The sequence below is a fragment of the Arsenophonus endosymbiont of Aphis craccivora genome (assembly GCF_013460135.1).
GTDB classification, from domain to species: domain Bacteria; phylum Pseudomonadota; class Gammaproteobacteria; order Enterobacterales; family Enterobacteriaceae; genus Arsenophonus; species Arsenophonus nilaparvatae.
This window is the reverse complement of the sequence record NZ_CP038155.1, coordinates 35232-48315: the sequence shown is the minus strand read 5'-3', so window position 1 is coordinate 48315 and position 13084 is coordinate 35232. Positions and strand designations below refer to the sequence as shown.

Genomic DNA, 13084 nt, shown 5'->3' with positions numbered 1-13084 from the left:
TATTACTGATCTTCTTCTGGAGATACACTGGTATCTGGTGTTTGTGATATCGTTTTTTTACCAAGCAAAACATAATCAAGAATATTGCGGACAAGATCGCCAACGGCCGGTCCAGCCCCACCATTTTCTAGAATAATAGCAACGGAAACGGTCGGCTTTTGATAAGGGGCAAATCCAATCATTAATTTATGATCACGCAAGTGCTCAGCTAATTTACTTGCATTATAGGTTTCATAACTGAATACCTGCGCCGTACCTGATTTGACGGCAGCCTTGTAGGGAGTGTTGGCAAAACTTCTACGTGCTGTACCATTTGGTGCATTAGCAACGCCATACATACCTTCTTTAGCTAACTCCCAACAGCCTGAATGAATATCACCAATTTGGATATGTTCTTTCTGCTCATCAGGCAGCATAGCATTACCTAATTTAGTGCCATAAAGTAGATGGGGAATTTTAACCGTGCCGTCATTAATTAACGTCACTAATGCTTTTGCCATTTGGATCGGTGTTGTGGTCCAATAACCTTGGCCGATGCCGACTGGAATAGTGTCTCCTTGATACCAAGGTTTTTTGTAGCGTTTTAATTTCCATTCCCGGGTTGGCATAATGCCAGAGCGTTCTTCGGCAAGATCAATACCAGTATAATGGCCATAGCCAAATTTCTGCATCCAATCGGAGATACGATCGATACCCATATCATAAGCAACCTGGTAGAAAAAGGTGTCGGCTGATTCGATAATGGCTCTAACGACATTTAATCTAGCGTGTCCCCATTTTTTCCAGTCTCGGTAACGTTTTTCGGAATTTGGTAATTGCCACCAACCAGGATCAAATATGGTGGAGTTGGCGGTGACAATGTTTTCACTTAACGCTGCGACCGCCATGAATGGTTTAACGGTTGAGGCGGGCGGATATAATCCCTGAGTAGTTCTATTAATTAGCGGACGATTAGGATTATTTAATAAAGCTTGGTACTCTTTATTAGAGATACCATTAACAAATAGATTAGGGTCATAGCTTGGAGTAGATACCAGCGCCAGTACTTCTCCGTTGCGAGGATCGGTTACAACAACGGCAGCTCGGCTGGTGGTGAGCAACTTTTCGATCTCAATTTGTAAATTGAGATCAATAGTGAGATAAATATCTTTGCCTGCCTGAGGTGCTTGTTCATGAAGTTGGCGTATGACTTTTCCCCGACTATTAACTTCGACCTCTTCATAGCCTGTTTTGCCATGTAAAATATTTTCGTAATACCGTTCTATACCTAATTTACCAATATCATGGGTGGCAGTGTAATTTTTTAGTAGATCATCATTTTCTAGACGTTCTATATCCTTATCATTAATTTTGGCTACATAACCAATAACATGCGTTAGCGCAGAGCCATAAGGATAATAGCGGCGTTGGTAACCTTTGACTTCAATCCCTGAAAACCGGTATTGATTAACGGCAAAACGTGCAACTTGCACTTTATCTAGTGAGGTTTTTAACGGTATAGAGGTAAAGCGGCGTGAACGTTTACGCTCTTTTTTGAAGTTTGCAATGTCGTCGTCAGTGAGATCAACCACATCACGCAATTGTGCCAATAGCTCTGTTAAATTAGGGACTTTTTCAGGAATGACTTCTAACTGATAAAATGTTCGGTTTAACGCGAGAGGAATCCCATTTCTGTCATAAATAATACCTCTACTAGGTGGAACAGGAACCAATTTTATCCGATTATCATTGGAGCGAGTTTGGTAGTCTTCATGGCGAACCACTTGTAGATGATAAAGATTAGCAATTAAAATACTTACTAATATCACAATGATAATAAAAGCTATCAACGCCCGACGAATGAATAGAGTAGATTCAGCGGTGTAATCGCGAAAAGGGGTGCGTTTCTTTTTTTTTGTTTCTTTCTTCGCATTCACACTAATAACCTATACAAATATGTTATTCCCGATGGTAAGGCTGATTTGTTGTAATGCTCCATGCCCGGTAAAGGCTCTCTACAACAAATATTCGAACTAAAGGATGAGGCATTGTTAAGGATGACAGTGACCAACTTTGTTCTGCTGCTTCTTTACAGGCAGGGGCAAGACCTTCTGGGCAACCAATTAGAAAGCTAATATTACGTCCATCTTGTTTCCATTGATCTAATTGTTCAGCAAGTTGTCGAGTTGTCCAGCTTGTACCTGGTATATCAAGGGTAATTATACGGTTACCTTTGCCAACTGCAGCTAGCATCTGTTCTTCTTCTTTCTCGATGATACGTTTGAGATCAGCATTTTTCCCACGTTTTCCCGCAGGGATCTCAATGAGTTCAAAAGCCATATCTTTTGGAAAACGATGAAGATAATCTTGCAAACCGGTCTGGATCCAATCAACCATTTTGCTACCAACGGCAATCAGTTGTAATTTCAAATTCAACTCCAGAGTTTTTCAAGTTCATACATACGGCGACTATCTTCTTGCATGATATGAACAATTGTATCGCCTAAATCGACAACGATCCAGGCAGAAACACCTTGTCCTTCAACACCCAGAGGAATTATTCCTGTCTTACGGCATGCTTCAATTAATTTGTCCGAAACTGATGTTAAGTGGCGATTAGATGTTCCGGTACAGATTATCATGCAATCGGTAATGCTAGATTTTCCACGTACATCAATAGTGACAATATCTTGCGCTTTTGTATCGACAAGCCTGTCGATAATAAATTGTTGGAGTTCAGTTCCTTGCAAAGGTTCACCTTTAATTTCAAGTTAAATAAAAAATATTAATGTTATATTTTATTCAGTTATAAAATTCTGTTGAAAGAAATAAGCATAAGATAATCTATATTTTAATCTAATTTTTAGTAAAACCAGTTTAATATTTATAATTAGTTTTAAGATAAATTATCGGAAATGATGCCTTATTTTCATCAGCAATATAAAAAGCTCCAAGATATTACCAATCACCTTATATACTCACAATAGTTTAATGGAATTTTTGTCAATTTTTTATATTTATTGGTTAATTATGAGCAATTTTGATAAAGATGATGTTTATCAATATAGCGCAAAACTGCAGGTGGCAATATATCTTTGCAACTTTTTCTATCACGTTTTCGTTCACGAATTTCAGTTGCAGAAATATTTAACAAGGGAGTATCAGCCAGATATATGGCACCACAAGGTTTATGGCTGAGTATTTCCGGCTCATGCACTTGATGATTTTTTAGCCATTGTTGCATTGATGGAGTTGAAAAATAAGTGCTATAGCCTGGGCGAGCGCAGACTAATAAATGACAAATATCCAAAATTTTTTGCCAATCAAACCAGGTATTGATTGATAGTAGTGAATCTTGTCCGATAATAAAGGCTAGTGGTTTTTGCCTACCGATTTGTTGCCGAAAAGAGAGTAGTGTTTCAACGGTATAAGAGGGAGTTTTACGTTTAAGTTCACGGGTATCAATACTAAATAGCGGATTATTTTTGATAGCTAATTTTATCATTGCCAATCTTTGTTGAACGGTTGCTTCAGGTTGTGGGCGATGGGGTGGCACATGATTGGGAAGTAAAACAACCTGTTGTAAACCGACTTGCTTGGCTAGCGCTTCAACGGGAAGTAAGTGACCATAGTGAATAGGATCAAAGGTACCACCAAATAGTGCTTGAATAGATTTAGAATTAGCTGTTTGCTTAGTTTGTTGAGTCATTAATAAAACTCTCGGGCAGTGATTTACCGCACAATAGCATAGATAAAGTTTCTAATTTTGGCCAAATTGTCTGGCCATAATCTTGTTTTAAATGTAATTCAGCATGGGTAATTAACTGTATTGCAAGCTGTAGTTCGCGAATGGATAAACGCTGTAGCGCAGCGCTAATAAGAGGGCGGCGGGCTTGCCAAATTTTATGCTGATCAAATAATTTTTTTAAATCTGTATCGCTATTTTGTTGTGTTAATGTCAAAAGCAATATCAGTTCACGTTGAATTATACGTAATAGAATCACTGCTTCATAATCTTCGCGTTGTAATTGTTGTAGGATATGCCAAACGCGTTTAATTTTACCTGCAAGTAGCGCATCAACCCAATGATAAGGTGTAAAATTAACGGCATTATTTACAGCCTCTTTGACACGAGTTAGGGTGAGGTTACCATCGGGATATAAGAGTGATAAATGTTTAAGAGCTTGGTTAAGAGCTAGTAAGTTGCCTTCATAACAGTAACAAAGAAGCTCATTAGCTTGTTTATCTAAGGTAACAGATATGGCTTTTGCTCGTTGGTTTATCCATTGAGGTAGTCTGGACTGTTCTGGTGTCAGACTATTAATATAGACTGCATCTTTGCCTATTTTTTTGCACCAGGCACTATTTTCTTGTGCTTTTGTTAATTTGCCGCCGCATAATATGAGTAATAAATCAGGATGTAATAATTCAGCCAACTTAAGTAGCTTTTCCGCTATGACGCTTGTTGGGCCACTTTCAGGTAATATTAAGATTAGTATTTGTCGGCTAGCAAATAGGCTAAGTGATTGACTAAGATGATAAATAGTGTCCCAGTCGGTGCTTGTATCTAGCGAATAGGTATAACGTTCAGAAAAACCCTGCTGTTGAGCAACTTGACAAATGTTATCCATGCTTTCTTGTGATAAAAGCGGATTATTGCCAAAAATCAGATAACAGGTTCGCAGCTTATCAGTAAGCTGCGAAGTTAGCTGCTCCGGGTAAATACGGATCATTCTGAGTCTACCGATAGCGCTTTCTCGACAACCACAGATCCTTCTGGCTCATTCTGAATAGTGCTATGAACGATCAGTAATTTACGAATTAACTGGCGAGCCGCTTGTTCACGCATTTCTTGTTTAACAAGTTCGCTTTCGGCGTCTTTAGCTAGTGTTTCTAACGGATTGTCGAAGAAAGCGCGCTCGACGCGTGTTTTTATCGGATAAACAGTGCCGTTAGGGAGGATAATTTGTGCGCTGACCCAGAAATTTAATTGTTTTTCTGCACTTTTACCGTCTTGATAGATGGAAACGGTTTTGGTGTTTTCAGATGAACCCCCTATTTTTAAAATTGGCACATTCTGAAGATTTTCATCGATTAAGTTGACATTATTTAGGCGTAATTGCTGCCTAATTGCACGTGCTAGCGGGCCGTAGGGATCACCACTACTGAATCTTAATGTTTTTAGTTCTTCAGGTATTTGCGTCGTACCTTGTAGGCGAAATCCGCAGCCAGCCGTGATCAACACGGCTAAGCTTAGAAATAAGGTAATTAAATAACGCACATGGTCTCCTTATTAAGTTAGCCGACAACAAGGTTTAACAGCTTGCCTGGCACATAAATTACCTTACGGATGTTCATACCTTCAAGGTATTTTGCCACACCATACTCTTGCGTTGCCATAGCTAACACAGAATCTTGTGATGCATTGATATCGACAGTAATACGCCCACGAACTTTACCATTAACTTGAATAATGACTAATTTAGTATCGTCTATTTTTGCTTGTTCGTCAGCAACTGGCCAAGGCGCATTATCGATATCTTCCAGCTGACCAAGTGCTTTCCACAGGATAAAGCAAGCATGGGGGATAATGGGCGATAGCATCCGCACAATAGCTTCTAGAGATTCTTGTATTAATGCTCGATCCTGTTCACTATCATGGGAGGCTCGCGTCAGTTTATTCATGAACTCCATAATAGCAGCAATCGCAGTATTAAATGCATAACGGCGGCCGATATCATCAGTCACTTTAGCGATGGTTTTATGTAGGTCACGCCGCAGGTTTTTCTGCTCTGTAGTAAGGTTGGTGCTATTTAATGGCGCTGTTTTACCTTTTTGCGTATGTTCAAAAACGGTACGCCAAAGACGACGAACAAAACGATTTGCACCTTCTACACCTGATTCTTGCCATTCTAAAGTAAGTTCCGGCGGAGCGGCAAACATCATAAATAAGCGAACCGTATCCGCCCCATATTTTTCTACCATTAATTGTGGATCAATACCGTTATTTTTCGATTTAGACATTTTACTCATCCCGGTATAGGAGAGTTGATGTCCATGCTTATCAGTTGCTTGGACAATCTTACCTTTTTCATCCCGTTCAACAGTCACATCAACGGGTGACACCCAAACTCGTTGTCCATTTTCACCTAAGTAATAAAAAGAATCGGCTAATACCATTCCTTGACATAACAGACGGTTAGCTGGTTCATCAGAATTTACTAAGCCTGCATCACGCATTAGTTTGTGGAAAAAACGTAAATATAATAGATGCATAATGGCATGTTCAATACCACCGATATATTGATCAACAGGCAACCAGTAATTGGCCGCGGCTGGATCTAGCATCCCTTGGTCATAATTAGGACAGGTATAACGGGCATAATACCAGGAAGACTCCATAAAGGTATCAAAGGTATCCGTTTCACGTAATGCTGCATGACCATTGATGTTAGTCTTGGCCCATGGTGGGTCGGCTTTGATAGGACTTGTGATGCCATTCATCACCACATCTTCAGGTAAGATGACAGGTAGTTGTTGTTCGGGTACTGGCATGACAGAACCATCTTCCATGGTTACCATAGGAATTGGTGCTCCCCAATAACGTTGGCGAGAAACTCCCCAATCGCGTAGACGATAATTGACTTTACGTTGCGCCGAAGCTTGTGAAACCAGTTTATCGGCAATCGCATTGGCGCCTGTTTTATTGTCCATGCCACTAAATTCGCCTGAATTAATCAGTGCATTTTTATCAGTCAACGGACCTGCTTTTAGATCGGGCATCTGGCCTTCATTATCAGCAATAACCGCTTTGATCGGTAAATGATATTTGGTTGCGAATTCCCAGTCACGTTGGTCATGCCCTGGAACTGCCATTACTGCCCCTGTACCATATTCCATTAACACAAAATTGGCTATCCAGATCGAAATTTTTTCATTAGTTAGCGGGTGAATTGCGAACAGATTGGTGGCAATACCTTTTTTCTCCATGGTTGCCATTTCTGCTTCAGCAACCTTGGTATTACGACATTCATCAATAAAAGCGTTAAGTTTAGCATTTTTTTCTGCCGCGCTTTTTGCTAACGGATGAGTTGCTGCAATAGCGAGATAAGTCACCCCCATAAAAGTATCTGGCCGAGTAGTATAGACAGTTAGCTTTTCATCCATGTCTGCCAGTTCAAAGGTAATTTCAACCCCTTCTGAGGGGCCGATCCAATTACGCTGCATGGTTTTAACTTGCTCTGGCCAGCCATCGAGTTTATCTAAATCATTGAGTAGATCTTCTGCATAAGCGGTAATTTTTATGAACCATTGGGGAATTTCTTTGCGTTCTACCGGGGTATCGCAACGCCAGCAGCAGCCATCAATGACTTGCTCGTTTGCTAACACCGTTAAATCATTTGGACACCAGTTAACGGCAGCGGTTTTTTTATAAACCAAACCTTTTTCATAAAGCTTAGTAAAAAACCATTGCTCCCAACGATAATACTCCGGTGTACAAGTTGTGACTTCTCGACTCCAGTCATAACCAAATCCGAGCATTTTTAATTGATTTTTCATGTAATCAATATTGGTATAAGTCCAAGGCGCTGGAGCAGTATTATTTTTTACTGCGGCTCCTTCTGCCGGTAAACCAAAAGCATCCCAGCCGATAGGTTGCAGTACATTTTTGCCTAGCATGCGTTGATAACGTGAGATAACATCACCAATGGTATAGTTGCGTACATGCCCCATATGTAGCTGACCAGATGGGTAAGGTAACATTGACAGGCAATAGTATTTTTCTTTGTTATTATCTTCTATTACTTTAAATGTTTGTTTTTCTTCCCAATGACGTTGTACGTGTTGCTCTATCTCTTCTGGTCGATATTGTTCTTGCATGACACCGATGTTCCTATGGCGATAATGCGGCATTGGCCGCGAATGATATAGTTTATTTTAGATCTGCATAGAATAGCGGATAAATGCCTCTAACAACAACTATTGATAAATATTTAACGAGCAAGTTAAATTAATTTTATTAATGCAAATAGTGGGTTGTTTCAGATGGTAGTATGTTAGATGGTAAGTCTAGCCCGCTTTAGGCGCTATTTTAATATTATTATTTAGCTGATTGGGTGACGATTTTTGTCACCCAACAAGGATAGAGGGATTAATGTATGATCTTAGCAAGAAATTCTTTAGCACGTTTTGATTGCGGCGCAGCAAAGAAATCATCTTTATTGCTATCCTCAATAATTTTTCCTTCGTCCATAAAAATCATTCGATGAGCAACTTTTTTAGCAAATCCCATTTCGTGAGTGACTACTATCATGGTCATTCCTTCATTAGCAAGCTTTATCATTACATCAAGTACTTCGTTGATCATTTCTGGATCTAATGCGGAGGTCGGTTCGTCAAAAAGCATCGCAATCGGATCCATACAGAGTGCTCTGGTAATGGCAACGCGTTGTTGTTGCCCACCAGATAACTGAGCTGGAAATTTATTGGTATGGTTAGCTACTCCAACTCGCTCTAATAATTTTAAGGCAGTACTTTCAGCGGTTTTTTTATCTCTATTTAAGACTTTTATCTGTGCTAGTGTTAAGTTTTCAATAATTGATAGATGAGGGAATAATTCAAAATGTTGAAATACCATACCGACTGTTGAGCGCAATTTAGCCAAATCTGTCTTTTTGTCATTAACATGAATATTATCAATATATATTTCACCATGTTGAATCGGTTCTAAGCCATTAATGGTTTTTATAATGTTGATTTACCTGAACCGGAAGGGCCACAAATAACGACAACTTCCCCTCTTTTGACATTCATCGAACAATCAGTAAGCACCTGAAACTGTCCATACCATTTAGAAACATTTTTTAAAGAAATCATTAATAGTCCTTTTTCAGATAGCTAACTAGCATAAATCTATATAAATTAATGAAATATTATTTTTTTTAACAAATTATTATAATAAAAAAGCTCATTAACTAAATTTAATGATAAATATCAATAACAAGATAAAACAGTATCATCGGTTGTTAAGACATGATGATAATTAATATATGCTAAATTGATTAGTCTTATTTTTGCTTAATAAAACATGCCAATATGATAAATAGGGCAACCAATGCCCACATAGGCCAGTTACTCCAACGTGCATAAGGTGTAAGACCAGATGTTGGTGTTACCTCAGTATTTAATACTGAGCGAGTGAATTGAGGAAGTTCTGCCTGAATATCACCATTAGGTTTGATTACTGCTGTAACACCATTATTAGTGGCACGTAATAGTGGTCGACCAAGCTCGAGTGCCCGCATGCGCGCCATTTGAAAGTGCTGCCATGGGCCAATAGAATGTCCAAACCATGCATCATTTGAAAGCGTTAATAGAAAATCGGTATCTGATTTAAAGTTGTCTCTAACTTGGGAGCCTAAAATAATTTCATAGCAGATAGCAGCAGTTAGATGAATATTACCAGCAATTAACTGCTGCTGCTCATAATCACCACGACTAAAACCTGACATTGGTAAATTAAATAAAGGGGCAATTGGTCGAAGAATAGTTTCTAATGGTACAAATTCACCAAAAGGCACCCGGTGGTGTTTCTGATAACGATTACTGGTTGGATATTGGTAAGGTTTATTATCTCCCAACACAATAATACTATTAAAAAAATTACTCACACCCTGTGTGCTTGGTTTAGCATCAACTATACCAGTAATTAGGCGAGTATTTTGTAAGCGCAGTAGTTTATCTAATGAGGTTAGCCAAACGTTATTATCCAATTTGATCGATGGAATAGCGGATTCTGGCCAGATAACGATATTGGAATTGCCAAAATAAGGTTTAGAGAGATCGAGATAAGTACTAATGGTTTGTTCGAGAAATCCTGGTTGCCATTTTAAGCTTTGCGGGATGTTACCTTGAACTAAAACAATTTGTGATTTTTTTTCTGCGACCGGCGTGAACCACTGATAATTTTTAAATATTAGGGGTAACAATAATAAGATAATTGCTGTAATGAGCGGAATAATTCTGCGTTTTAGGCAAGTAAACACGAAGCAGCTGCTAATGATCAGCAGTAGTAATGTTATCATCTCAACGCCAAATATCGGCGCGATGCCTTTAAGCGGCCCGTCGATTTGACTATAACCAAATTGTAGCCAAGGGAAACCAGTTAGTATCCAGCCACGTAAATATTCAGTTATTTGCCATATTGCTGGTGCGGCAAAAATAAAGCGAGCAATATTAAGGCGCGGAAAGAATCGATTGAGCAGATAAGCAAATAGCGCGGGATAAAGTGATAAATAAGCTGCCAGTAAGATGACTAAAAAGACATTAACCACTAATGGCATACCACCAAAATCGGCAATACTGACATAAACCCAGTTAATACCACTGCCAAAAAGACCAATTCCCCAACAAAATGCTATTAAACTTGCTTGTTTGCTTGAGCAATTAACAATTAGCAGCTGTAAGCCAAAAAGAGAAAAAAGCGCGGCTAACCAAATATCAAAAGGTGAAAAAGCCAGTGTTCCGCAGAGCCCGAAAATTAACGCGATCAAAGCTCGTAACCACTGACGTTGATAGAGTGGCATTTTTTTCATTAATGCTATTCTTCTATAAGATTTGGGATTGGTGCTTCATCAGGAATTTTTACCTGAACTTGAATGATTTTGCGGCTATCGGCCATGGTAATTTTAAACATATAACCATCAATTGTGATAACTTCCCCTCGGGCCGGCAAATGTCCAAAGGCTTGCATCACCAAGCCACCAATGGTATCAACTTCTTCATCATTAAAGCGCGTGCTAAATGCTTTATTGAAATCATCAATTTGGGTTAGCGCACGGACAGAATAAGCATGTTTGCTTAACTGGCGAATATCAATGTCTTCTTCATCATCATATTCGTCTTCAATCTCACCAACAATTAATTCGAGAATATCTTCGATTGTTACCAAACCAGAAACGCCACCAAATTCATCGATGACTATTGCCATATGATAACGTTGTGAGCGGAACTCTTTTAATAACAGATCAACACGTTTACTTTCAGGCACAACAACGGCGGGACGTAATACTTTATCGATTGTGAAAGGTTCAGCATCAGTACGCATAAATGGCAGTAAATCTTTAGCCATTAATAGACCTTCAATATGGTCTTTAACTTCACTAATTACTGGAAAACGAGAATGTGCTGAGTCGATAATCACATCAAGGCATTCATCTAACGATTGATTTCGTTTTAAGGTTACTATCTCAGAGCGTGGGATCATGATATCCCGAACACGCTCGTCGGAAATATTCATTACCCCTTCAAGCATTTCTCTGGTATCAGGATCAATAACATCTTTTTGCTCTGAATCACGAATGAGTTCAACTAAGTCATCACGATTTTTGGGTTCACCGTGAAATAGTTGATTTAGGCGCCCGAAAAAACTCTTTTTCGAGTGATGATTATCATTGTTTGTAGGATGGTCGTCGCTCATGGCGTTTTATTAAAGTTTCTCTAGGTAGTTTATCGTATCATAATTATTTAGCACAAAAGTAGCATTATAGTTATGCTTTTTCATTCTGATAAGGATCAGGATAACCCAATTTTTGCATAATTTCAGTTTCTATTGTCTCCATTTCTTCTGCTTCAAAGTCAGTTAGATGATCATAACCTAATAGATGAAGACAACCGTGTATTACCATATGCGCCCAGGGAGCATCTTGGTTTTTTTGTTGTTCAATCGCTTCTTTTTCAACAACTTGACGACAAATAATCAGATCGCCAAGTAAGGGTAATGTAATGTTTTCTGGCGCTTCAAAAGGGAAGGATAGCACATTTGTTGGTTTATCTTTTCCTCGATATGTCAGATTTAAATATTGGCTTTCTGCTATATCGACAATACGAATTGTGATTTCACTTTCAGATTGAAATTGTGGCAGTAAAGCTTCAAGCCAGTGTTGGAATGTCGTTTCACTGGGTAATCCATTATGATCTCTACAGGCCAGCTGGAGATCAAGAATAACTGATTGCAAGCAAATATCTCCTTTTCTATAGGGCGCTTGATGGTTCTTTTTGTTGACGAAGTAACTGTTTTCGTTCTTGTTCTTTTGTTTCCCAGTTTTCGTAGGCAATAACCACTTTTGCTACTACAGGATGGCGTACTACATCATCACTATGAAAAAAATTAAAGCTCAGTTCTTTAACTTCAGAAAGTACTTCAATTGCGTGGCGTAAACCTGATTTGTGGCCACGAGGCAGATCAATTTGAGTTACATCGCCGGTGATCACGGTTTTAGAGTTAAAGCCGATGCGGGTCAGAAACATTTTCATCTGTTCAATGGTGGTATTCTGGCTTTCATCAAGAATGATAAAAGCGTCATTGAGTGTGCGACCTCGCATATAGGCTAATGGCGCCACTTCAATCACATTGCGCTCAATCAATTTTTCTACTTTTTCAAAACCCAGCATTTCAAATAGGGCATCATAAAGCGGCCGTAAATAGGGATCAACTTTTTGACTAAGATCACCTGGCAGAAAGCCGAGTTTTTCGCCGGCCTCAACAGCGGGGCGAGTGAGTAGAATACGACGTATTTCTTGACGTTCTAAAGCATCAACCGCAGCAGCAACGGCGAGATAGGTTTTACCTGTTCCGGCAGGGCCAATGCCGAAAGTAATATCATGGCTATGTATATTAGCAATATATTGAGCCTGATTCGCTGTTCGTGGTTTGACAACGCCTCGTTTGATTTTAATGTTTACAAATTTGTCGTAACTGCCAACATTTTCAACGGATTGCTCAAGAAATTGACTTTCCATAATAGATAAGTGGATTTGTTCAGGGACAATGTCAGGGATAATGCCACGTATAGGGGCTGTATCAACATATAGGCGGCGTAAAATGTTGCTAGCTGCGTTGATATTAAGTGGTTTGCCAATCAATTTGAAACGGTTATTTCGACGATTAATTTCGATAGCGAGTCTACGTTCCAATTGCTTTATATTATCATCGAACGGGCCACAAAGGCTGATTAACCGTTGGTTATCGGCTGGCTCTAAAAATATTTCGCTAGTGGCAATTTGTGGATTATCTTTTGCGATCACTTAGTCTCTCTACTTAATA

The 13084-nt window shown here is 39.1% G+C and carries 11 protein-coding genes and 1 pseudogene; all 12 read right to left on the bottom strand.

What is annotated here, in order from left to right; translation table 11 throughout:
• Positions 1–2: 2 nt before the first annotated feature.
• The gene (gene mrdA, locus E3U36_RS00245) at positions 3–1916 is read right to left on the bottom strand and encodes a peptidoglycan DD-transpeptidase MrdA (protein WP_180816722.1); all 1914 of its coding nucleotides are present in this window, start codon (positions 1914–1916) and stop codon (positions 3–5) included.
• Positions 1917–1938: 22 nt separating this feature from the next.
• Positions 1939–2409: a 23S rRNA (pseudouridine(1915)-N(3))-methyltransferase RlmH gene (rlmH, locus tag E3U36_RS00240; protein ID WP_180816721.1), complete on the bottom strand. Its 471-nt coding sequence runs from the start codon at positions 2407–2409 to the stop codon at positions 1939–1941.
• A gap of 2 nt (positions 2410–2411) precedes the next feature.
• Positions 2412–2729: a ribosome silencing factor gene (gene rsfS, locus E3U36_RS00235; protein WP_180816720.1), complete on the bottom strand. Its 318-nt coding sequence runs from the start codon at positions 2727–2729 to the stop codon at positions 2412–2414.
• Positions 2730–3007: 278 nt separating this feature from the next.
• On the bottom strand, positions 3008–3688 hold the full coding sequence (gene nadD, locus E3U36_RS00230; protein ID WP_180816719.1) for a nicotinate-nucleotide adenylyltransferase: 681 nt from the start codon (positions 3686–3688) through the stop codon (positions 3008–3010).
• Positions 3672–4712 carry a DNA polymerase III subunit delta gene (gene holA / locus E3U36_RS00225; RefSeq protein WP_180816718.1) on the bottom strand — a complete coding sequence of 347 codons (1041 nt, stop codon included), beginning with the start codon at positions 4710–4712 and terminating at the stop codon, positions 3672–3674. Before holA ends, nadD begins: the two co-directional genes overlap by 17 nt.
• Positions 4709–5260 carry an LPS assembly lipoprotein LptE gene (gene lptE / locus E3U36_RS00220; RefSeq protein WP_180816717.1) on the bottom strand — a complete coding sequence of 184 codons (552 nt, stop codon included), beginning with the start codon at positions 5258–5260 and terminating at the stop codon, positions 4709–4711. The genes holA and lptE overlap by 4 nt, the downstream gene beginning before the upstream one ends.
• Before the next feature lie 17 nt (positions 5261–5277).
• Positions 5278–7860, bottom strand: a complete 2583-nt coding sequence (leuS, locus tag E3U36_RS00215; protein ID WP_180816716.1) for a leucine--tRNA ligase — start codon at positions 7858–7860, stop codon at positions 5278–5280.
• 271 nt (positions 7861–8131) lie between these two features.
• Positions 8132–8856 (bottom strand): annotated as a pseudogene (locus E3U36_RS00210) (amino acid ABC transporter ATP-binding protein).
• A gap of 191 nt (positions 8857–9047) precedes the next feature.
• Positions 9048–10574 (bottom strand): apolipoprotein N-acyltransferase, encoded by a 1527-nt coding sequence (gene lnt, locus E3U36_RS00205; RefSeq protein WP_180816715.1) that lies wholly within the window; start codon positions 10572–10574, stop codon positions 9048–9050.
• A 5-nt stretch (positions 10575–10579) separates the two neighbouring features.
• Positions 10580–11458 carry a CNNM family magnesium/cobalt transport protein CorC gene (corC, locus tag E3U36_RS00200; protein ID WP_180816714.1) on the bottom strand — a complete coding sequence of 293 codons (879 nt, stop codon included), beginning with the start codon at positions 11456–11458 and terminating at the stop codon, positions 10580–10582.
• Between the two features lie 70 nt (positions 11459–11528).
• Positions 11529–11996, bottom strand: coding sequence for an rRNA maturation RNase YbeY (ybeY, locus tag E3U36_RS00195; protein WP_180816713.1), 468 nt, complete (start codon positions 11994–11996; stop codon positions 11529–11531).
• Positions 11997–12012: 16 nt separating this feature from the next.
• On the bottom strand, positions 12013–13065 hold the full coding sequence (locus E3U36_RS00190; protein ID WP_439647270.1) for a PhoH family protein: 1053 nt from the start codon (positions 13063–13065) through the stop codon (positions 12013–12015).
• Positions 13066–13084: the final 19 nt, after the last annotated feature.